Genomic DNA, 20,113 nt, shown 5'->3' on the forward strand with positions numbered 1-20,113 from the left:
GAAACGATGACAGAGATGAAGCCCGTGACCGAAGCAACCGCCGTAAAGGCCCCCGTTCTGCCGGACGCGCAGACCGTAACCGACGTCAAACATTGGACCGACAGCCTATTTTCCTTCAAGGTGTCACGGCCTGCCTCGCTGCGTTTTCGCTCGGGCGAGTTTGTGATGATCGGCTTGCTGGGCGACAATGGGAAACCTTTGCTGCGCGCATATTCCATTGCATCGCCGTCCTGGGACGAAGAGCTGGAGTTCTATTCGATCAAGGTGCAGGACGGCCCTCTGACCTCGAAGCTGCAGCACATCAAACCCGGCGACCAGATTATTCTGCGGCCCAAGCCCGTTGGTACACTGGTCCATGACGCTCTGCTTCCGGGCAAACGTCTGTGGTTCTTTGCCACCGGCACCGGCTTTGCCCCCTTCGCCTCGCTGTTGCGCGAGCCGCAGACCTATGAGGATTACGATGAGGTCATCATCACCCATACCTGCCGCGAAGTGGCCGAACTGGAATATGGTCGTCAGTTGATCGAAGACATCCGTAAGGACGAGATGCTGGCCGAGCTGATGGGCGAAGGTTTCGCCGACAAGATCCGGTATTACCCGACCACCACTCGGGAAGAGAGCCCCAAGATGGGCCGCATCACCGACCTGCTGAAAGACGGCACTGTCTTTGCTGACCTGGGCATCGAAGGTGGCATTAAACCGGAAACCGATCGCGGCATGGTCTGCGGGTCGCTGGCTTTCAATCTGGATATCAAAGAGATTCTGGAGGAGTTCGGCCTGCGCGAAGGCGCCAATTCCGAGCCCAAGGAATTCGTGATCGAAAAAGCCTTTGTGGGCTAAACTGACCGCGCCGGGCACAGGAATGACTGTGGTCGGCGCATAAAGCTGCTGTGATACCTGGGAAATTCGGTCTTTTCGGCGCGGATCACGCTTGAATCAGCGCGCCGGGCAGTCTAAATTTCGGGCTCGAATTTCTGCAATCATCAAAGGAATGAACCCATAGCTCGCAGACCTCACAACGCGCCGCCTCAGAGAGATACCGGCCCGCGCGTCAATGAAAAAATCCGTGCCCCCGAAATCCGCCTGATTGGCGCTGACGGCGATAACGTCGGGGTGGTTCATCCCGCCAAAGCCATGCAACTTGCCGCGGATGCGGGCCTTGACCTTGTCGAGATTTCGCCCAATGCGAACCCGCCGGTCTGCAAGATCATGGATTTTGGCAAGTTTAAGTACGAGACGCAAAAACGCGAAGCCGAGGCGCGCAAAAAACAAAAAGTCATCGAGGTGAAAGAGGTCAAATTCCGCCCCAACACCGACACGCATGACTATGACGTCAAAATGAAGAACGTTTTCAAGTTTTTGGAAAAAGGCGACAAGGTCAAAGTCACTCTGCGGTTCCGTGGCCGTGAGATGGCGCACCAGAACCTGGGGCGCGAATTGCTGGAACGTGTCGCCGAGGACATCAAGGAACTTGGCAAGGTCGAAAACATGCCCAAGATGGAAGGTCGTCAGATGATCATGATGATCGGGCCGCTTCCTCAGAAGTAATCAGGACCGTGTGAACCCTGAAGAAGCCTCCTTTTTTAAAGGGGGCTTTTGTTTTGCGATCTGGCTTTTACCCAGTGGAATGAATCGTGCAGGTCAAAGCCCAGCGATATCGTATCAATGATAAGAAGCAACGTCAGGAAACCGGCGTATTCAGGCGAAAGCGCCGAATCTGCGGACATCACCATCGCGATGACAATCACCAAAGGCCCCCAGCACAACAGGTGCGGCAAAGCCATCGCCTTGCTCATCCCTCGGGCGGCTAGCATGATCGGAATATTCAGGGCCATTCCGGTTACTGCCAAAACGGCGATTAACTCACCGTGTGGTTGATCCATAAAAGCCAAAGGTGCAAGGTTAACCGGGATTAAAACTACGAGAACCCAAATCTGAACCCATGTTGGAAGACTTCGAAAACTCACCCAAATATCGTTAACCATTACACTCGCCCCAATAAAAATTTGACTAATACTTTATTGAGTTAAAAAGAAAAGTCAGTTCACAAGGGTGTTATAGCACGGTCGAAATCGCTTTGCCCAGCTTCCAGGTTAATTCCTCGATCTGTGTGTCTTCAATGACAAATGGCGGCGCCAGAAGAATGTGGTCCCCCACACGTCCATCGCGAGTACCAGCCATAGGGTAGCAGATCAGACCTTCGGCAAATGCGGCCTGTTTGATCTTTCCAGCCAGTCCATTCGCCGGGTCAAATGGGCGCTTGCTGCCCTGATCAGCGACCAGCTCGATCCCCCGGAACAAGCCCCGACCTCGAATATCCCCTACATTGGGATGCTGACCAAAAGCGTCTTCTAGTGCACGCTGGAGCTTTTGACCCATCTCCCCGGCCCGGGCGGGCAGATTGCGCGAGGTTAGCTCCTGGAGAACGGCTAAAGCTGCCGCCGTTGCGACAGGGTGACCAACATAGGTGTGACCGTGCTGAAAGAACCCCGTCCCGTCCCTGATCGCGCTGTAAATCCCATCTGTACAAAGCATCGCGCCTATCGGTTGATAGCCAGCCCCTAGGCCTTTCGCGATACACAATATGTCAGGAACAACTCCGTCGTGATCGCAAGCGAACAAATGACCCGTGCGCCCCATTCCGCACATCACTTCGTCCAAGATCAAAAGCACACCGTATTTGTCGCAGATTTCACGGATTCGCCTGAAATAGCCGTCAACAGCAGGGACAGCACCCAGAGTTGCCCCGACAACGGGTTCAGCCATAAAGGCCATAACGCTGTCCGGACCCAGGCGCAAAATTTCATCTTCCAACTCGTTGGCGACGCGTTGGCCGTAGTCAAAGCTGCTCTCTCCGTCAGGTTTTTCAGCATATTCGTAACATGGTGCGATATGCGTCATCTCTATCAGCATGGGCGCAAACTGCGCCCTACGCCAGGCATTGCCGCCAGCAGACAGCGCGCCCAACGTATTCCCGTGGTAACTTTGACGCCGCGCAATTACATGCCGTCGATCCGGCTGACCAATCTCAAGGAAATACTGTCGGGCCAACTTGATCGCAGCTTCCGTCGCTTCGGATCCTCCGGATACAAAGTAGACGCGGTCCAGATTTCCCGGCGCATTTTGTATCAACATCTCGGCCAATGCTTCCGCCGGCTCCGAGGTCATGAACCCCGTATGAGCAAAAGCAATTTTCTCAACCTGATCCTGAACGGCCTTGATGACCGACTGGTTTGAATGCCCCAGGCACGACACGGCTGCATCTCCGCAATCCAGGTATCGACGTCCCTGACTATCGATCAAATACGCCCCGTCCCCTGCGACAGCGACCGGCAGTTTCGACTTCGTGTGTCTCGGAAATATGTTGCTCATAACGAACCTTTCTTAAGTGATGTAACCAGAGTCGATACGGACGCCGCATTGTCCGCCCAAACCGTTCCGTCTGGCCTGTACAAACTGTTTTCAAACCCGACCCTTACGTCTCCCCCGCGCGAGACCGCCAAACGCAAACAAGCGTGTTCCTGTTTCCCGAATGCGCAGACCATCCAGGGCGACACTCCCAAGGGAAACCGATCTAGATCTTCGGGCGCGGATTCTTGCCCCTGCGTATACCGTCCCAATACCAAAAGCCGGTCTGTCTGAACCGATTTCACTGTTCCATTGGCCCGCCAATAGGACAGCAGAGCCGCATCTTCTGCATCATAGAGGATATGCTGCACGCGCGCCTCCATATCCGCACACACTGCGTACACTTTTGCAGCCAATTCCGGTGATCGAGCGATTTCGCGCACCGAGATTGAGACCCATGCAGGTCGAACCTTGGTAAGACAGTCCAACTGCTCGGCGACATCGTAAATACCGGCGGCCTCGGTCGTGATCTGGATATCCATGCCGGGAACGGCGCGCCGCAACTCGGTTATCGCTTCGAGATACCGTCCCGCATCCAACGAATGCGCTCCTTGTTCGTCACGCACATGTAGATGGAGACCGTGCGCTCCAGCAGAAAAACACGCCTTTGCCGTCGACACGATATCGTCGGTCCCGACAGGAAGTTTTGCGTGGTCTTGCGACGTGCGACGCGCACCGTTTGGCGCGACCAAAACGTAAGGACGGACTGTGTGCTTCATCGATGCGGCCTTAATTGCTTGGGCTCACTCTAGCTGTGCGCGAGCACGTTTTTAATTTACAATTTTCATAACAAGTGTTTTTTTACACTATGCCAGGTACACCGACCCAAATTACGCACAAGCTGCGAGACGACATCTCATCAATGCCACCGGGCCTTCAGGCGGCGGCTAAGTATATTATCGATCACCCCGGCGACTTCGCGTTGGACTCTATTAGGGTTACAGCCAGTAATATCGGTGTCAGCCCGAACGTCCTGGTTCGGTTGGCTCAGCGCATGGGGTATGACGGCTTTGAAGCGTTCCGCACACCCTTCCGCAAAACCCTGGTCACCGACCAAGAATCCCAGCTGGGCCAAGAGTGGCTGGACACCACAGAGTCCGGAAGTGAACTGGATCGGGCACAAGCGAAGTTCGCGCACAATTCGTTGAATGTCGTGAACCGCTCTCTGAGACTTATGCAGCCTGCGATAGTTTCAAAAGCCATTCAATACATCACAGAATCAAACAGATGTTTTGTGACAGCAACACGGGCAAGCCATGCCTTAGCCTACTATTTTTCATACGCGGGTCGCATGGCGCATCCTGGCATACAGCTTGCTCCGCGACATTCGGGGTCCGTCATCGATGACCTGTTGGATTCGAATGAGCGGGACTGCCTGATCGCCATCACGTTTCATCCCTATTCCGCCGAAACAATCGCCGCGATGCGCTTTGCGACACAAAGGGGGCTGAAAGTCATTTTGATTTCCGAAAGCGGCGTGATCGCCCCAGGCATCAAACCTGACGTTGTTTTTCAGGTCAGCACCCGATCTCAGCATCATTTTTCCAACTTCGCGGGTGCTACGGCGGTTCTGGATTGCCTTTTGGGGCATCTATTTGAAACCGGTGGCGAAGATGCGCGCAAACGAGTCGAGCGCTACCAAAAAGCGCGCGAAGATACTGGTGCGTATTGGCAACCGTCCAAGCTGCCTCGGCTTCGTCGGTCCTAAAGTCAGCCCTGTTTTTTTCAGGGCTGACGTTTGATTTAGCTGCAGGCCTGGACGGCGCGTTTGGTCATGACGCTGACCAGATGTGCGCGGTAGTCTTTGCTGCCATGCAGATCGCCGATCATGTTCATCGGGTTCACCTTGAGACCCATGAGCGCATCGGCGCGGAACTCTTTGGTCAAGGCCTCCTCGGCCTCGGACCAGCGGAACACGCCGTCCTCGCTGGCGCCGGTCACGGCCACACGGACACCATCCGCAAACCGCGCCAGATAGACCCCCACCAACGCAAAGCGCGACGCAGGCTGCAGGAACTTCTGATAGCTTGCGGCCTGCGGCACCGGGAAGCGGATCTGGGTGATGATCTCGCCCTCGTCCAGCGCGGTGGTGAACATGCCCTGGAAATAGTCATCCGCCGCGATCTGCCGCGTATTGGTCACAACGGTCGCGCCCGAACCCAGCACCCCTGCCGGATAACAGGCCGCCGGATCATTGTTGGCCACCGACCCACCAATGGTGCCGCGATTGCGCACCGCCGGATCCCCAATCTGACCGGCCAACGCCGCCAGCGCCGGATATGACCCGGCCGCCTCGCGCGCCACCGTGGCGTGGGTCGTCGCCCCACCGATAGCGACCGAGCCATCATCCTCGATGCAAACCCCTTGCATCTCGGCAATCCCGCTCAGCGACACCAGCGCCGAGGGCGCCGCCAACCGCTGCTTCAACGTCGGGATCAGCGTCTGACCACCCCCCAACGCCTGCGCATCCTCAGCCCCCAACGCAGCCACCGCATCGGCGACGCTCGAGGGCTTCTCAAACTCGAAATTATACATTCCGCTTTTCCTTTCCGAAGAACACAGATCCGCTCTTCATCTGGCTATAAATACCTCGGGGGTCTGGGGGCAGAGCCCCCAGCTACCCCAACCTCTCAGCTGTTCATCGCTGCCCAAACGCGCGACGGGCTCACCGGCATGTCGATGTGATCCACCGCCTTACCGCCCGAGTTCATCGCATCCAGAACCGCATTGACCACAGCCGGCGGAGAGCCAATGGCCCCGGCCTCACCACAGCCCTTCACCCCCAGCGGGTTATGCGTGCAGGGCGTCTGGCTGGAATGATCCACCCCATAGAAGGGCACATCATCGGCACGCGGCATGGCGTAATCCATGAAGGACGCGCTCAGCAGCTGGCCATTCTCATCATAGGCGCAGTTCTCCAACAGCGCCTGACCGATACCCTGACCGATACCGCCATGCACCTGGCCATCCACGATCATCGGGTTGACGATATTGCCAAAGTCATCGGCGGCGGTGAAGGCCTCGATACTGACTTTGCCGGTCTCGGGGTCCAGCTCGACCTCACACGCATAGGCGCCCGAGGGGAAGGTAAAGTTGGCCGGGTCGTAAAACGCGGTCTCCTCCAGCCCCGGCTCCACCTCCAGCGGGTAGTTATGCGGCACATAGGCCGTCAGGGTCACATCGCCCCAGGCCACCGATTTGTCGGTGCCTGCCACGCTGAATTGACCGTCCTTCAGCTCGATATCCGCCTCGGAGGCCTCCAGCAGGTGGGCGGCGATCTTCTTGGCCTTGTCGATCACCTTCTCGGTGGCCTTGACCATGGCCGAGCCACAAACGGCCAAAGACCGCGAGCCATAGGCGCCCATCCCAAACGGGATTTTCGAGGTGTCGCCATGTACGATCTCGACCATAGACTCGTCGATGCCGATCATGTCGGCCACAACCTGCGGGAAGGCGGTCTCATGCCCCTGCCCGTGGCTGTGCGCACCCACCATGACGCTGATTGATCCGGTGGCGTTCACCCGCACGGTTGCCGCATCATAAAGACCCGCGCGGTACAGCATGCCAACGATGTTCGACGGCGCAATGCCGCACGCCTCGATATAGCAGTTGATGCCCAGGCCCCGCAGCTTGCCCTTGGCCTCACTTTCCGTACGCCGCGCGGCAAAGCCGGCCAGATCGGCGGCGGCCTCCAGCTTGTCCATGGTCCCGTTGTAGTCGCCAGTGTCATAGGTCAGCGCCACCGGCGTGTCATAGGGGAACTGGGTGATGAAGTTCTGACGGCGCAGCGCAATGGGATCGACCCCCAACTCGCGCGCGGCTTTGTCGACGACGCGCTCCAGCTGATAGGTCGCCTCGGGCCGGCCCGCGCCGCGATAGGCATCCACCGGCACCGTGTTGGTGAACATCGCCTTGACGTTCACCTGAATGACCGGCGTCTTGTAATTGCCTGCCATCAGCGTGCCGTGCAGCCATGTGGGCACGGAACTTGAGAAGGTCGACAGATACGCCCCCAGGTTCGCATAGGTGTTGGTCCGCAGACCGATAAAGTTGTTGTCCGCATCCAGCGCCAGTTCGATCGTGCCCACATGGTCGCGGCCATGGGCATCGGACATGAACGCCTCGGACCGGCTGGCCGACCACTTCACAGGCCGGTTGCAGGCCTTGGCGGCGAAGGTCACAAACGCCTCTTCCGCATAGTGGAAAATCTTGGTGCCAAAGCCGCCACCCACATCCGGGGCCACCACGCGGACCTTGTGTTCCGGCAGGCCCAAAACGAAGGCACACATCAGCAGCCGGATCACATGCGGGTTCTGCGAAGTGGTATAGAGCGTATAATCCTCGGTCCCGCGGCTGTATTCCGCCACCGCCACGCGCGGCTCCATCGGGTTGGCAACCAGACGGTTGTTCACCAGATCCAGCGTGGTCACATGCGCCGCATTGGCGAAGACCTCATTGACCTTGGCGTCATCCGCCTCGCCCAGCTGCCAGTCATAGCAGATGTTGTTCTTCAGATCGTCATGGACCAGCGTTGCACCATCCAGGGCGGCGGCCTTCATGTCGATCACGGCGGGCAGTTCTTCGATATCCAGATCGATCGCCTCGGCCGCATCGCGCGCCTGTTCCAGGCTGTCGGCCACCACGGCCGCAATCGGATCGCCCACATGGCGCACTTTACCTTGTGCCAGAATGGGATGCGCCGGTTCCTGCATGGGCGCGCCGTGCTTGTCCGTCACCTCCCAGCCGCAGGGGATGCCGCCCACCCCTTCGAAATCCTTGCCGGTGAACACCCGGACCACGCCGGGCATGCCTTCGGCTGCCGAGGTGTCGATGCTGGCGATCCGGCCATGCGCGATATCCGAGCGCAGGAAATACACATAGGCCTGTCCGGCCACATTGATGTCGTCGGTGTAATTGCCTGCTCCGGTCAGAAAGCGCACGTCCTCGCGCCGCTTGGAACTGGCTCCGATGCCACTGTCTTTGGGCATTGCTTGTTCTCCTCCCATAAACGGATGCTAACGCATCCTTGTCCTTCCACGGGCGCTACAGGCCCGCAGTGGCGTTTATTCCGCAGCGATGCTGCCGACGTCCTGACCCGATGCGGCCATGATCGCCTTGACGATGTTATGATAGCCCGTGCACCGGCACAGGTTGCCTTCCAGATAATGCCGGATCTCTCCTTCCGTCGGGCGCGGGTTCTCCTTCAGCAAGGCCGCCGCACTCATCACCATGCCCGGCGTGCAGAACCCGCACTGAAGACCGTGATGATCCTGAAACGCCTGCTGAATGGTGTTCAAAGACCCATCCGCAGTCGCCTGACCTTCAATCGTACCAACCTCAGACCCGTCTGCCTCAAGCGCAAGCATGTTGCACGACTTCACGGCCTGACCATCCACATGCACAACACACGCACCACATTGCGCCGTGTCACACCCAACATGCGTCCCGGTCATCCCCAAATGATCACGCAAAAATCCAGACAATAACGTCCGACCCTCAACATCACCGCTCACAGATAAACCGTTCACAGTCATCGAAATCTGTGCCATGAAATCCTCCCGTTTCATATTGGTCCTCGGGTCGAGTTAAACACGCGGGTTTTCATTTGAGAACAAAAATCTGAGACGGTTCAGAGGATTGTCGGGCAAGCCCACCACATCAGGGCTTTCGCGAAGACCGGGGCTGCGGGCGTGTCGGGATCTCTTTCAGTAACCCACCGACACCCATCCCTGCGATGTCGAGCCCCGTTGTTTCGATCCCGCAGGCCACGCGGGACAAAACCCAATCGGCCCCGTTCAGTGCAGGTGAACGCGCGCAGCCCGGCAAGCCAATCACGGGCCGCTCGCCAAGCGCGCCTAGAAACAGAAGGTTGCCAGGATCGACCGGCATTCCGAACCGGTCCACTTGCCCTCCGGCGGCGCGTACCGCCTCGGGTGCCACGTCGTACACGTCAGACGTGGCCGAGCCGGTCAGGATCATGACGATATCCCCCTCAGCGTCGGACACAGCCAAGGACAAAGGTTCCGCCTGATGCGGGACGATCCGAACGTCTGACAGTTCCATCCCCAGGGATTCGACACGGCCGCGGATCGCTGCGATCCCCTTTTCGTTCGACGGGCCACCGGGAATATCAGTCACCACCAGACCCGCAGTTTTGTGGATCGGCGAGACCATACGGATCGATGCCTGCGCCAGACGTGCCGCGTGCATCACATCGCCTCCGGGCACGGCATAAGAGATAACCTTGATCGTAGCCACCATGCCGCCTTCGCCCATCTGCTGGTATTGCGGAACAGTCGCGACGGTGATCATCGGGTTGACGCGGTTGAAGGCCTCCAACGCCTCAACATCCAGCACGGCGACGCCCGGTCCATCCGCCAGCAGATTCACGCGACCGGTAAAAGGTTGGGTCACGCGTAAACCCACCTCGGTTGGGTTCGGAGCCAGAGCGGCGGCCAGCATCCGGGCGGCCTCATCCTCGTGACAGTCACCGGGTTCCAGTTGCGCGACAGTGACGGAGCCAAGGCCAGCCTCGGTCAGGTCGTTGATGTGGTCTGCCGTCAGCGCGATGCCTTTACGCAGCTTACGATCACCGACCTTGATCGAGTGGGCAAGGATCGCGCCTGTAGCCTCGGCAACGGGGACAGGACCGAACTTCACGCTTTGCCCCGTAACACGGCGGTCATCTGAGCCAGTATCGCGACCGCGATTTCGGACGGGTCAGCAGCACCGATATCCAGACCAACCGGACCATAAATGCGGGCTATCTGATCTTCGGTGAACCCGGCCTCGGTCATACGAGCCACGCGTTTGGCATGGGTCCGGGTCGAGCCGAGGGCTCCGATATAAAACACCCCGGCGGCCAACGCTGATTCCAGTGCCGGGTCATCCAGCTTGGGGTCGTGGGTCAGCAACACCACAGCCGTGCGCGAATCCAGACCCAACTTAGCAACAGCCTCATCCGGCCAATCGGTCAGGATGGTTTCCCCCGGAAACCGGGCGCTGGACGCAAAAGCATCCCGTGGGTCGATAATCGCAGGGTCATAGCCCGCAATCCGCGACATCGGCACCAGCGCTTGCGCAATATGAACCGCGCCCACAACGATCAGGCGCAAAGGTGGATTGTGAACCGCCACAAAGGTCTTGCCATCCTCTTCGAACCCCGAGCGATCCATGCGCAGCCGGTCGGCATAGGCGTTGCGACGCAGCGCGCGGTGGCCGGTCTCGACATTGACCTCATAGGCGAGCGGTTCGCGCGCCGCCCGAGCCTCGACCAGTTCACGAAGCATGGGTTCGGGCAGAACGCTTCCGATGGGCTCAACCAGAACCCGAATCGTGCCGCCACAGGCCAAACCAACTGCAAACGCATCTTCGTCGCTGACACCGAACTCCAGCAACCGCGCTTCGCCTTCATCGATGGCTTCCAACGCTTCGACGATCACAGCCCCTTCGACGCACCCGCCCGACACCGAACCTTCGATCCGACCATCGCCGCCAATGACCAGCTGCGCGCCTACACGGCGCGGGGCGCTTCCCCACGTCTCAACCACGGTGGCGAGCGCGGCCTTTTTGCCATTGCTGAACCAGCGCAAGGCCGTTTCTGGGCTGTTGTCGAATCTGTCCATTGCGCCCTCCCATAGTGCTTTGACCCAACATAGGCAGGTTTGGCCAGATGAAAAGGAACCCCGACTTTAAGGTCAGACGCCGCAGTCAGGCTTCGGCGCGAATTGGCTGAGTTTTTACCATTTTCTGCAAAGCATTGATTGTCTGCAGAGCAGATTCTAGCCTACACATACATCTACTGCATTCCAGTATGCGCATATTTAATTTTCACAAGGGAGACAAAGAGTTGAAACGCATTTTTGCACTCGGAACAGCAATCGGACTTTTGGCATCCACGGCAGTCAGTGCAGATACATTCCTGCGCTATGGCGAGGTCGAGGGCTGGAAGGTATTCATTGATCAGGACAAGAAATCCTGCCTGATTGAGGCCATCGATGACGCCGAAAACGTGGTTCAGATGGGGCTAACCGAAGATCGCGGCGTTGGCTATGTGGGCGTCTTCACCAAAGAAAAAACCGACATCAAGCGCGGCGATACAGAGGCCGTGGCGATTTTGCTGGGCGACAACCTCTATATCGGTGAAGCCACCGGCATGAAAGGTAACATCACCAAGGGGTATTCGGGCGGTTACGTTCTGTCCAATGATCCCCAATTCGCTGAAGACATCGCCAAGCAAAAGGTGATGCTTGTCTTCCCCGAGAAGGAATTTGCCTTCACCGTGGATCTGACTGGCACCTACAAGGCCATGGAAATGGCCCGCAAGTGCAACGAAGAGCAGCTAAGTTAAGTTAACTCTAACTTGAAAGCGCGGTCATCAACCGCGCTTTCTCACCCATGTCATCGGGTTTCGAGATGACCTCGGCCAGATCCTCAAGCGAAGCAATCGAATGCCCGGCCCGAAAGCTGTCCACATGCGGCAGCATCGCGGCCACGCCCTGCGCCTTAGGTGCAAACCCGTCCCAGCGCAGCAGTGGGTTCAGCCAGATCAGACGGCGGGCGGAAAGGTGCAGACGCTCCATCTCTTTCCCCAGCGCTTGCGGTTCGCCCCGGTCCAATCCGTCCGAGATCAACAGAACCACCGCACCCTGCCCCATGACGCGCCGCGACCAGTCGCGGTTGAACGCGTGCAGGCATTCGCCGATGCGGGTGCCGCCCTCCCAATCCTGCGCTTCCGCCCCAGCGGCGGCCAAAGCGGCATCTACATCGCGTTGATGCAGGTGGCGGGTGATATTGGTCAGCCGCGTCCCGAAAGTGAACGCGTGAACTTTGGCCCATCCAGCGCCTTTCGCGTTCGAGACCGAGTGCAGAAAATGCAGGATAATGCGGCTGTATTGGCTCATCGAGCCCGAGATATCACACAGCACCACCAGATTGGGCCAGCGGGTTCGGGGTTTCTGACGGGCGATTTCGTGCAACTCTCCACCCTGGCGCATGGCGGCGCGCAAAGTGCGGGCGCGGTCGATCCTTTGCCCTACATGGCTGGCTTGACCGCGCCGGGATTCGATTGGTTTTACGGGTAGCGTCATACGAGCCAATATGCGCTTGGCCTGAGCGATCTCAGCCGTGCTCATCTGTTCAAAGTCCAGACTGCGCAGGCGTTCCTCGGTCGAGGCGGTTTGTGAGGCGTCGATCTCTAGCTCAGTTTCTTCGCCCGTGTCTTGCGTCTCTGGCTGATCGCGTTCGACACCGTCCAACAGCGCCTCGGCCGCGCGCTTTTCGCCCGCGTCGGCCTTGCGGTCTTCCTGAACACCCCGGATCGCCGGCAGCATCATGGCCATCATATGCTCCATATACTGCGGGTCGCGCCAATACATGCGAAAGACCTGAGCGAACACGGTGCGATGTTCGGGGCGGTTCACGAAACAGGCGTGCAGGGTCCAGTAGAAATCCTGCTTTTCCGAGAACCCGGCAGCCTGCACCGCGCGGATGGCATCGACAACACGGCCCGTACCTATGGGCAAGCCCGCCTTGCGCAGGGCCCGCGCGAAATGGGTGATGTTCTGCGCCAGTTTGGGGTCATCTGGGATATCTAGGGGAAGCTGCTCAGCCATCACACCGGTTCGAGCGTGGCTTTGGCTTCGTCCAGAATACGTTTTGCCTCAGACCCTTGGAGTTTCTGGATGTCGTCCTGATATTTCAGGATCGCGCCCAGCGTGTCACCGATCACCTCGGGGCTGAGGTTGATCACATCCAGCGCCAGGAGGCATTTGGCCCAATCGATGGTTTCGGCCACGCCGGGTTTCTTGAACAGATCCTCTGTGCGTAGGTGCTGGACAAAGGCCACTACCTCACGGCTGAGCGCTTGTGCCGCTTCGGGTGCGCGGGCGTGAAGGATTTCGATCTCGCGCTCAAAATCGGGGTAGTCAACCCAGTGGTAGAGGCAGCGGCGTTTCAGGGCGTCATGCACCTCGCGCGTGCGGTTTGAGGTCACGATGACGATGGGCGGTTCCGGCGCTTTGACGGTGCCAAGTTCGGGAATCGTGACCTGAAAATCGCTGAGCGCCTCCAGCAGGAACGCCTCGAACGGTTCATCCGTGCGGTCCAGCTCATCAATCAGCAGAACCGGCGCGCCGTGTTCGTCTGGGCGCATGGCCTGCAGCAGCGGGCGTTCGATCAGGTAGTCGTCCGAAAACAGCTCGGATTGCAGCGCGCCCCGGTCGGCACCGCCTGAGGCTTCGGCGGTGCGGATTGCCACCATTTGCGCCGGGAAGTTCCATTCGTAAACGGCGGAGGACGCATCCAGCCCCTCGTAACACTGCAGGCGTATCAGGCGACGGTTCAGCCCGGTGGCCAGCGCCTTGGCGATCTCGGTCTTGCCGACCCCGGCCTCGCCCTCCAAAAACAACGGGCGGCCCAGTTTCAGCGACAGGAAGACGACCGTGGCCAAGGCCCTTCCGCAGACATAGCCCTGATCGCCCAGCATGGTCTGAACGGCGTCGATCGAATGTGTCTGCGTCATGGTCCCCTCCTGTGCGCCCAACAGGTCACGACGGCGCGCGCGCGTCAAGACCGGGGCATTGCAAGGAGTTACGACGTTCGGGCATGTTGACAAGGGGCAGCCGTGCATTCCGGGCCTTTCACGGCTGCGCGCACTGTGCTAGCCGGGGGCCATGACCGATACCCTGACGTTCCGCCGCCCCGACGACTGGCACCTGCATCTGCGCGATGGCGCAATGCTAGAAGCCGTCTTGCCCGAAACCGCGCGTCATTTCGCCCGCGCGATTATCATGCCGAACCTCGTACCGCCCGTGGTGCGCGGCGATCAGGCCGCCGCCTATCGCGACCGCATTCTGGCCGCGCTGCCCGACGGGATGAACTTTGAGCCGCTGATGACCCTCTATCTGACCGAGGACACGGATGCCGAAGACGTCGCCGCCGCCCATGCCAGCGGGCTGATCAAGGCGTGCAAGCTGTATCCGGCGGGGGCCACGACCAACTCGGCCTCGGGCGTGCGGGATTTCGGCAAGATACGTCCGGTGCTTGAAAAGATGGCCGAGATTGGCCTGCCTATGTGTGTGCATGGCGAGGTCACGGACTCTGACATCGACATTTTCGACCGCGAGGCCGTGTTCATCGACCGTGTTCTGGACCCGATCCGTAAGTCGACCCCCGGCTTACGCGTGGTGATGGAGCACATCACAACCGCGAACGGCGTGGACTATGTCAAAGCCAATGACACTGATCTGGGCGCGACGATCACAGCGCATCATCTGATCATCAACCGCAATCATATTCTGGTCGGTGGGATCAAGCCGCATTACTACTGCCTGCCCGTCGCCAAGCGCGAGGAACACCGGCTGGCGCTGCTGGCCGCTGCGACCTCGGGCGATGCGCGGTTCTTTCTGGGCACCGACAGCGCCCCGCATACGGATGCGAACAAGGAGATGGCCTGTGGCTGCGCCGGGTGCTTCACCGCGACGAACACGATGTCACTGGTGGCCGAGATGTTCGACCGTGAAGGGGCGCTGGACAAGCTGGAAGGGTTCACCTCGCTCAACGGTCCGGGCTTCTATGGCCTGCCGGTGAATGAGGACACGATCACGATGACCAAGGGCGAACCGGTTTTGTATCCAGATAAGATCGAGTCCGGTGATGGCGCGGTTACGGTCTTCGACCCAGGATTCCCGCTGCATTGGCGCGTGGTCTAATCCACTAGCAATGCCGCCAGATCGCGGGCGCGACCTCCGGTGCGCAGCATCGACCAGATCGCGTCCGCCTCGTCACCTCCGATCAGCTTGGCGGCTTTGCCGCGCACCCGGTCCTCGCGCTCGGACAGAGGCATTGGGGAGAGCAGATCATGGCTGGCTTCTTTGCGCGCGCCGTCACGGCGCAACAGGGTCAGGTGGGCTTGCGTCTCGGACAGCGTTTCATCCTCCTCGACCGTGACGCGGTCGCGCAGCGATGTCAGGCGCGGATCGGCGCAGGTTTTCTCGGAATAGCTGGCGGGCAAGGCGGTATCATATCCCAGCGCCTGCATCGCAATCACCGTCCGATATGAGAACTTGGCCCCCAACCCGGTGGTCGGAGACATCTGGTTGCACACGCTCATCCAGCGCGGATGGGTCTTGACCGTGATCTCGGCCACTTCGGGTTCGGCAATATCCAACGCGCGCGCGGCCTCAAGTGCCGCGTGCAGACCGTGGCAGCAAGCGTGAAACTTGTGGCTGACGGATGTGAACAGCCAATCCTCGCCCAATCCGTCCAGAGCGGTCTGCACATCGCTCTGCCCCTGATGCGTGGCCCCAAAACCATATGGGCCTTCCAAAGCATCTGCACTGGGCTCGAACCCCTTAGCGATCAGCAACGCCGCCTCGACCCCGGCTGAGGCCGCAAGCCCGGCGTTATAGGGTTTGCCCATCGTGCCAAATTGCGCCTTGAGCCCCGCCGCGCGGGTCGCCGTCAGGCCAAGAACCTTGCGCATTTGCCGCGCATCAAACCGCAGGATGCGGCCTGCCGCGACAGCTGCCCCGAAGGCTCCGGCGGTCGCGGTCTGATGAAACCCGGCCTGGTAATGGTCGCGGCCCAGCCAGAGACCCACGCGGATCGAGACCTCCATCCCCACCAAAGCGGCCTCGAGGACATCCACCAGAATGCGGTCGTCCCATTCCCCAAGCGCCAGGGCCGCAGGCAGAATAGCAACGGACGGATGGCCGATATGGGCGAAATGGGTGTCGTCATAATCCAGCGCATGGGACACCGTCCCGTTGACCAGCGCCGCCCCACGCAAGGGCGCGGCCCCACCTCCGAACAGATGCGCCTGTGCCGCGCCGCCCTCGTCCAGAACCAAGGCACGCACGGTTTGCGAAACGGGCTCATCCGCGCCTGCCCGCCCGACCGCAAGCCAATCCAGAACGGACAAAGACGTAACAACACGCGCCTCAAGCGACGTGGAAACTGGACCGGCCGCGAACCCGGCCAACGTGTTGGTAAAATCACTCATGCGGCGCAGTCTAGCGTGCGCCGGGGATGGGTAAAGCCTCAGCCGTACAAATCTGCGGCGCGGGCCTCGAAGGCTTTGACCACCCGCTGCATGGCCTCGTTGAACACGACGCCGATGATGCCTTGCAGGATGGCGTTCTTGAACTCGAAATCCACGTGAAACGAGATGTTACAGCCCCCATCAGCCGCGTCTTCGAACTGCCAGTCGGATTTCATGTATTTGAACGGCCCGTCCAGATACTCGGTGTCGATCCGGCGATCCTCGGCGTGTAGCGTCACACGACTGCCGAACCGTTCGCGGAACACTTTGAAGGAAATCACAAGATCGGCCTCTAGCACCTGGGCCTCGCCCGCCGCGTAAGTGCGCCTGATCCGGGCCGCTGCGCACCACGGCAAAAACTGCGGGTATTTGGCCACATCCGCGACAAGGTCATACATCTGCTGAGCGGTATACGGCAGGTGACGTGTCTCGGAATGGGTCGGCATGGCGGTCCGCTATTTGCAGGTGACAATGGCGCGTCATGTCGTATGTTGCGCGCCAAAGATCAAGGGGGCAGTGATGACAGAACGCGCATATGTGATAGATGAGATGATCTCGGCCAAGGCCATCGCCGCCCGGATCGAAGAACTTTGCCGCGAGATCACGCAGGAATTCGGCAACACCGACAAGCTGGTTGTTGTGGGTCTGTTGCGCGGCAGTTTTGTATTCATCGCCGATCTTGTGCGCGAGCTGGATCTGCCGATCGAGGTCGATTTCCTTGAGGCGTCCTCGTACGGCGACTCGATGGAGAGCAGCCGTGAAGTGCGTATTCTCAAGGACTTGCGCGGCGCAATTGAAGGACGCGATGTGTTGGTCGTCGAAGATATCGTCGATACTGGCCACACCCTGAACCACGTGACCAAACTGTTGCGCAGCCGTAAACCCGCGCGGCTGAAATCCATCGCCTTGCTCGACAAACCCAGCCGCCGCGAGGTCGATTTCCGCTCAGACTGGATCGGGTTTGAAATCCCTGATGAGTTTGTCGTGGGCTACGGCATCGACTACGCGCAGCGCAACCGCAACCTGCCGTTTATCGGTAAGGTTCGATTTGTCGAAGACTGAGCGGCCTTCTGACCTATCCATCTTGTGCAAGGAGCAGTGGTTAAGCTTCCTAAAAATTCATCTATTGGAATATTATTGGACATTCCTCCCAGCAAGCGACTACCATTCGAGTACTTTGGGAGGTTTTATACATATGAAAACACTGTCTATTGGGGTTCTGGCGGCTTTTGCGCTAGCCGCAACAGTTGGAATTGCGGAAGCAAAGGACAACAAGGGCAAAGGTAAAGGCCCCGACAAGTCGAAAATTGAAAAGTCGGTAAAAACAAATAAAGGCGTCGGTGTTCCGCCCGGACAGATCAAGCGTTATACGCGAGGTCAGAAAATCCCTAATGACTTGGATTTTGACTATCTTGACGATCTGGATGGTTGGAAGTTGAAACCCCTGCCCGCCGGTCAGCGGTATATCCGCGTAGATGACGAAATCCTGTCGATATCCGATGACACAAAGACAGTTATTGATGCCGTTGGAATTGTCGGTGATCTTGTAAACTGAGGGCTCAGCCTACAAGAGATCGAATTACCGCACTGAATACATCTACCCCTACAGGGATCAGCGCATCCGGAAAATCATAGTCCGGGTTGTGCAATTGCGGGTGCGCTTGTCCGGCACCCAGCCAAAACATCGCCGCCGCGGCGCTTTTGCCAAACTGTCCGAAATCCTCGGAAAATTTCTGGGGTTCCGTCGTAAAAGTACAAGGAACGCCGAGCGCGGCGCAGGCCTCAGCTACAGTGGATACAGCCTGCGCATTGTTTGTGCAGGCCTCGAACACATCCTCATAGGTGATTTCAACCGCAAGACCCTGGGTTTCTGCGGTTTGAATGACAAGCCCTTCGGCTTCGGCGATCAGGTTCTGCATCCGAGCGTCGGATACGGTGCGCAGCGTCACCCACAGCTCGGCCGCGCCCGGAGCGACGCCAAACGTGGGTTCGCCCAGCCGGGCATGGGTCACAGTGGTCAGGGCGAAATCGGCATTCAGTGCGCCGCCCGATCCCAAACCAGCAAGTTGCGGAATCAAAGACGCAAGCGCTTTTGCCGGAGAGACTCCATCCTGCGGTTCCGCTGCGTGCGAGGTCTTACCCTTAAGCACCACTCTCATCCCGCGTGACGCACAGTTGGCAGGGCCTGCACACAGCAAAACCTCACCCAGCGCAAGGCCGGGCAGATTGTGCAACGAAAATACATGGTCCGGCGCGATGGACGCGAACTGAGGATCAGCGCGAAAGGCTGCAGCCCCCTGCCCGGTTTCCTCGGCGGGTTGAAAGATCAGAACCACGCGGCCCTTTTGCGGGCGGGCTTTCGCCAGATGATCCGCTACGCCCAAAACCATGACCATATGGCCATCATGGCCACACAGATGTCCCTTACCCGCCACGCGCGAGGCATAGCCTGCATCCGATATTTCCTGAATCGGCAGCCCGTCCAGCTCGCACCTTATCGCCACTGTGGGCCCGGGATGGCCGCTGTCGAATATTCCACCCACGCCATGCCCGCCGATCCCGGTCAATACCTGATCGGCATCGCGCGCGCGCAATTCATCAGCGATCCGGGCGGCCGTTTTGGCCTCCTGCCCGGACAATTCAGGATATTGATGCAATTCGTGCCGCAGCCGGGTCAGCCGGGCCAACGCCTCGGGGCTCACCCTTGTTCGAGCTTTGCCTGACGAGCGTCACGCAGGCGCGCAAAGTCGTCACCTGCGTGATAGGACGAACGCGTTAGCGGAGTCGCCGATACCATCAGGAAACCTTTACCAAAAGCAGCCTTCTCGTATGACGCGAACTCCTCTGGCGTTACAAAGCGGTCAACACCGTGATGTTTTGGCGTCGGCTGTAGGTATTGGCCAATGGTCAGGAAATCGATATCGGCAGCGCGCATGTCATCCATAACCTGCCGAACCTCTTGCTCGCCCTCACCCAGACCGACCATGATGCCGGATTTGGTGAAGATCGAGGGGTCCATCTCTTTCACCCGCTGCAAAAGGCGTAGGCTGTGGAAATAGCGCGCACCGGGGCGGACTTGCGGGTAGAGGCCGGGAACGGTTTCCAGATTGTGGTTGAAAACATCCGGCTTGGCCTCGACCACGGTTTCCAGAACCGCAGGATCACACTTCAGAAAATCGGGGGTCAGAATCTCGATCGTGGTCTTGGGCGAGCGATGACGCACGGCGCGGATGGTCTGCGCAAAATGCTCGGCCCCACCATCGGCAAGATCATCACGGTCCACCGAAGTGATAACCACGTGGTTTAGCCCCAGCTTTTGAACCGCATGGGCCACGCGGCCCGGCTCGAACGCGTCCAGTTCATCAGGGCGACCAGTGGCGATGTTGCAGAAGGTGCAGCCACGGGTACAGATTTCGCCCATGATCATCATGGTGGCGTGGCCCTGGCTCCAGCATTCGCCGACATTCGGGCACCCAGCTTCTTCGCAGACGGTGACCAAATTGTTTTCACGCATAATCTTGTGCGTTTCTGCGTAGCCCTTGCCTCCCGGTGCCCGCACCCGAATCCATTTCGGTTTTTTCGGCTGCGCATTGTCCTGACGATGCGCTTTTTCGGGATGACGTTGTTCGGGGATCTTCAGATCACGCACGGCGGCTTTCCTGA

General features: G+C 59.0%; 21 protein-coding genes. 7 read left to right on the forward strand and 14 right to left on the reverse strand.

The window, feature by feature from the left end; genetic code table 11:
* Nucleotides 1-6: 6 nt before the first annotated feature.
* Together ACR3EG_RS11805 and infC are read left to right on the forward strand one after the other, a co-directional pair.
* Nucleotides 7-840: a ferredoxin--NADP reductase gene (locus tag ACR3EG_RS11805; RefSeq protein ID WP_480495889.1), complete on the forward strand. Its 834-nt coding sequence runs from the start codon at nt 7-9 to the stop codon at nt 838-840.
* Nucleotides 841-1,086: 246 nt separating this feature from the next.
* The gene (infC, locus tag ACR3EG_RS11810; RefSeq protein ID WP_331251806.1) at nt 1,087-1,548 is read left to right on the forward strand and encodes a translation initiation factor IF-3; all 462 of its coding nucleotides are present in this window, start codon (nt 1,087-1,089) and stop codon (nt 1,546-1,548) included.
* Between the two features lie 35 nt (nt 1,549-1,583).
* Here infC and ACR3EG_RS11815 read toward each other — a convergent pair whose 3' ends face one another.
* From ACR3EG_RS11815 to ACR3EG_RS11825, 3 genes are all read right to left on the reverse strand, one after another.
* Nucleotides 1,584-1,985, reverse strand: a complete 402-nt coding sequence (locus tag ACR3EG_RS11815; RefSeq protein ID WP_480495891.1) for a hypothetical protein — start codon at nt 1,983-1,985, stop codon at nt 1,584-1,586.
* A gap of 70 nt (nt 1,986-2,055) precedes the next feature.
* Nucleotides 2,056-3,372 (reverse strand): aspartate aminotransferase family protein, encoded by a 1,317-nt coding sequence (locus ACR3EG_RS11820; RefSeq protein ID WP_480495893.1) that lies wholly within the window; start codon nt 3,370-3,372, stop codon nt 2,056-2,058.
* Nucleotides 3,369-4,127 carry a beta-keto acid cleavage family enzyme gene (locus ACR3EG_RS11825; protein ID WP_480495895.1) on the reverse strand — a complete coding sequence of 253 codons (759 nt, stop codon included), beginning with the start codon at nt 4,125-4,127 and terminating at the stop codon, nt 3,369-3,371. The genes ACR3EG_RS11820 and ACR3EG_RS11825 overlap by 4 nt, the downstream gene beginning before the upstream one ends.
* A gap of 89 nt (nt 4,128-4,216) precedes the next feature.
* On the opposite strand from ACR3EG_RS11825, the gene ACR3EG_RS11830 reads away from it, so the two are divergent.
* Complete coding sequence (locus ACR3EG_RS11830; protein ID WP_480495897.1) at nt 4,217-5,116, forward strand: MurR/RpiR family transcriptional regulator; 900 nt, start codon at nt 4,217-4,219, stop codon at nt 5,114-5,116.
* A gap of 35 nt (nt 5,117-5,151) precedes the next feature.
* Here ACR3EG_RS11830 and ACR3EG_RS11835 read toward each other — a convergent pair whose 3' ends face one another.
* The 5 genes from ACR3EG_RS11835 to ACR3EG_RS11855 all read right to left on the reverse strand — a co-directional run bounded on the left by ACR3EG_RS11835 (nt 5,152) and on the right by ACR3EG_RS11855 (nt 11,033).
* A complete protein-coding gene (locus ACR3EG_RS11835) occupies nt 5,152-5,943 on the reverse strand; it encodes an FAD binding domain-containing protein (protein WP_480481979.1) in 792 nt (263 codons plus the stop codon).
* 95 nt (nt 5,944-6,038) lie between these two features.
* Nucleotides 6,039-8,396, reverse strand: coding sequence for a xanthine dehydrogenase family protein molybdopterin-binding subunit (locus tag ACR3EG_RS11840; RefSeq protein WP_480947282.1), 2,358 nt, complete (start codon nt 8,394-8,396; stop codon nt 6,039-6,041).
* 75 nt (nt 8,397-8,471) lie between these two features.
* Nucleotides 8,472-8,957 (reverse strand): (2Fe-2S)-binding protein, encoded by a 486-nt coding sequence (locus ACR3EG_RS11845; RefSeq protein ID WP_480947283.1) that lies wholly within the window; start codon nt 8,955-8,957, stop codon nt 8,472-8,474.
* Nucleotides 8,958-9,066: 109 nt separating this feature from the next.
* Nucleotides 9,067-10,068: a molybdopterin-binding protein gene (locus ACR3EG_RS11850; RefSeq protein WP_480495954.1), complete on the reverse strand. Its 1,002-nt coding sequence runs from the start codon at nt 10,066-10,068 to the stop codon at nt 9,067-9,069.
* The gene (locus ACR3EG_RS11855) at nt 10,065-11,033 is read right to left on the reverse strand and encodes an XdhC family protein (RefSeq protein WP_480495956.1); all 969 of its coding nucleotides are present in this window, start codon (nt 11,031-11,033) and stop codon (nt 10,065-10,067) included. Before ACR3EG_RS11855 ends, ACR3EG_RS11850 begins: the two co-directional genes overlap by 4 nt.
* A 224-nt stretch (nt 11,034-11,257) precedes the next feature.
* On the opposite strand from ACR3EG_RS11855, the gene ACR3EG_RS11860 reads away from it, so the two are divergent.
* Nucleotides 11,258-11,758 (forward strand): hypothetical protein, encoded by a 501-nt coding sequence (locus tag ACR3EG_RS11860; protein WP_480495958.1) that lies wholly within the window; start codon nt 11,258-11,260, stop codon nt 11,756-11,758.
* A gap of 7 nt (nt 11,759-11,765) precedes the next feature.
* Here the strand turns inward: ACR3EG_RS11860 and ACR3EG_RS11865 are convergent, their stop codons facing one another.
* Both ACR3EG_RS11865 and ACR3EG_RS11870 read right to left on the reverse strand, forming a co-directional pair.
* Nucleotides 11,766-13,022, reverse strand: coding sequence for a vWA domain-containing protein (locus ACR3EG_RS11865; protein ID WP_480495959.1), 1,257 nt, complete (start codon nt 13,020-13,022; stop codon nt 11,766-11,768).
* Entirely contained in the window at nt 13,022-13,930 is a 909-nt protein-coding gene (locus tag ACR3EG_RS11870) for an AAA family ATPase (RefSeq protein ID WP_480495961.1), read from the reverse strand. Before ACR3EG_RS11870 ends, ACR3EG_RS11865 begins: the two co-directional genes overlap by 1 nt.
* A 151-nt stretch (nt 13,931-14,081) precedes the next feature.
* Here ACR3EG_RS11870 and pyrC point away from each other — a divergent pair, with 151 nt between their 5' ends.
* Nucleotides 14,082-15,119, forward strand: coding sequence for a dihydroorotase (pyrC, locus tag ACR3EG_RS11875; protein WP_480495963.1), 1,038 nt, complete (start codon nt 14,082-14,084; stop codon nt 15,117-15,119).
* On the opposite strand, the gene ACR3EG_RS11880 is transcribed toward pyrC, so the two are convergent.
* A complete protein-coding gene (locus ACR3EG_RS11880) occupies nt 15,116-16,411 on the reverse strand; it encodes an MmgE/PrpD family protein (RefSeq protein WP_480495965.1) in 1,296 nt (431 codons plus the stop codon). The two genes, pyrC and ACR3EG_RS11880, sit on opposite strands and share 4 nt — an antisense overlap.
* A 38-nt stretch (nt 16,412-16,449) precedes the next feature.
* Nucleotides 16,450-16,896 carry a type II toxin-antitoxin system RatA family toxin gene (locus ACR3EG_RS11885; protein ID WP_170750955.1) on the reverse strand — a complete coding sequence of 149 codons (447 nt, stop codon included), beginning with the start codon at nt 16,894-16,896 and terminating at the stop codon, nt 16,450-16,452.
* A gap of 73 nt (nt 16,897-16,969) precedes the next feature.
* Here ACR3EG_RS11885 and hpt point away from each other — a divergent pair, with 73 nt between their 5' ends.
* Both hpt and ACR3EG_RS11895 read left to right on the forward strand, forming a co-directional pair.
* Complete coding sequence (hpt, locus tag ACR3EG_RS11890; protein ID WP_480495967.1) at nt 16,970-17,512, forward strand: hypoxanthine phosphoribosyltransferase; 543 nt, start codon at nt 16,970-16,972, stop codon at nt 17,510-17,512.
* 22 nt (nt 17,513-17,534) lie between these two features.
* Nucleotides 17,535-18,005 carry a hypothetical protein gene (locus ACR3EG_RS11895; RefSeq protein WP_480495969.1) on the forward strand — a complete coding sequence of 157 codons (471 nt, stop codon included), beginning with the start codon at nt 17,535-17,537 and terminating at the stop codon, nt 18,003-18,005.
* 4 nt (nt 18,006-18,009) lie between these two features.
* Here ACR3EG_RS11895 and ACR3EG_RS11900 read toward each other — a convergent pair whose 3' ends face one another.
* Nucleotides 18,010-19,152 carry an amidohydrolase gene (locus tag ACR3EG_RS11900; protein ID WP_480495971.1) on the reverse strand — a complete coding sequence of 381 codons (1,143 nt, stop codon included), beginning with the start codon at nt 19,150-19,152 and terminating at the stop codon, nt 18,010-18,012.
* On the reverse strand, nt 19,149-20,099 hold the full coding sequence (gene lipA / locus ACR3EG_RS11905; protein WP_170353094.1) for a lipoyl synthase: 951 nt from the start codon (nt 20,097-20,099) through the stop codon (nt 19,149-19,151). Before lipA ends, ACR3EG_RS11900 begins: the two co-directional genes overlap by 4 nt.
* Nucleotides 20,100-20,113: the final 14 nt, after the last annotated feature.

This window comes from Ruegeria sp. AM7 (assembly GCF_056535965.1).

What these genes read in the sequence shown, in the direction of transcription:
- ACR3EG_RS11870 (WP_480495961.1), bottom strand. Translation starts at nt 13,930, where the DNA reads ATGACGCAGACACATTCGATCGACGCCGTTCAGACCATGCTGGGCGAT.
- ACR3EG_RS11825 (WP_480495895.1), bottom strand. Translation starts at nt 4,127, where the DNA reads ATGAAGCACACAGTCCGTCCTTACGTTTTGGTCGCGCCAAACGGTGCG.
- ACR3EG_RS11830 (WP_480495897.1), top strand. Translation starts at nt 4,217, where the DNA reads ATGCCAGGTACACCGACCCAAATTACGCACAAGCTGCGAGACGACATC.
- ACR3EG_RS11865 (WP_480495959.1), bottom strand. Translation starts at nt 13,022, where the DNA reads ATGGCTGAGCAGCTTCCCCTAGATATCCCAGATGACCCCAAACTGGCG.
- ACR3EG_RS11835 (WP_480481979.1), bottom strand. Translation starts at nt 5,943, where the DNA reads ATGTATAATTTCGAGTTTGAGAAGCCCTCGAGCGTCGCCGATGCGGTG.
- pyrC (WP_480495963.1), top strand. Translation starts at nt 14,082, where the DNA reads ATGACCGATACCCTGACGTTCCGCCGCCCCGACGACTGGCACCTGCAT.
- ACR3EG_RS11840 (WP_480947282.1), bottom strand. Translation starts at nt 8,396, where the DNA reads ATGCCCAAAGACAGTGGCATCGGAGCCAGTTCCAAGCGGCGCGAGGAC.
- ACR3EG_RS11845 (WP_480947283.1), bottom strand. Translation starts at nt 8,957, where the DNA reads ATGGCACAGATTTCGATGACTGTGAACGGTTTATCTGTGAGCGGTGAT.
- ACR3EG_RS11855 (WP_480495956.1), bottom strand. Translation starts at nt 11,033, where the DNA reads ATGGACAGATTCGACAACAGCCCAGAAACGGCCTTGCGCTGGTTCAGC.
- ACR3EG_RS11815 (WP_480495891.1), bottom strand. Translation starts at nt 1,985, where the DNA reads ATGGTTAACGATATTTGGGTGAGTTTTCGAAGTCTTCCAACATGGGTT.
- hpt (WP_480495967.1), top strand. Translation starts at nt 16,970, where the DNA reads ATGACAGAACGCGCATATGTGATAGATGAGATGATCTCGGCCAAGGCC.
- ACR3EG_RS11885 (WP_170750955.1), bottom strand. Translation starts at nt 16,896, where the DNA reads ATGCCGACCCATTCCGAGACACGTCACCTGCCGTATACCGCTCAGCAG.
- ACR3EG_RS11805 (WP_480495889.1), top strand. Translation starts at nt 7, where the DNA reads ATGACAGAGATGAAGCCCGTGACCGAAGCAACCGCCGTAAAGGCCCCC.
- ACR3EG_RS11820 (WP_480495893.1), bottom strand. Translation starts at nt 3,372, where the DNA reads ATGAGCAACATATTTCCGAGACACACGAAGTCGAAACTGCCGGTCGCT.
- ACR3EG_RS11880 (WP_480495965.1), bottom strand. Translation starts at nt 16,411, where the DNA reads ATGAGTGATTTTACCAACACGTTGGCCGGGTTCGCGGCCGGTCCAGTT.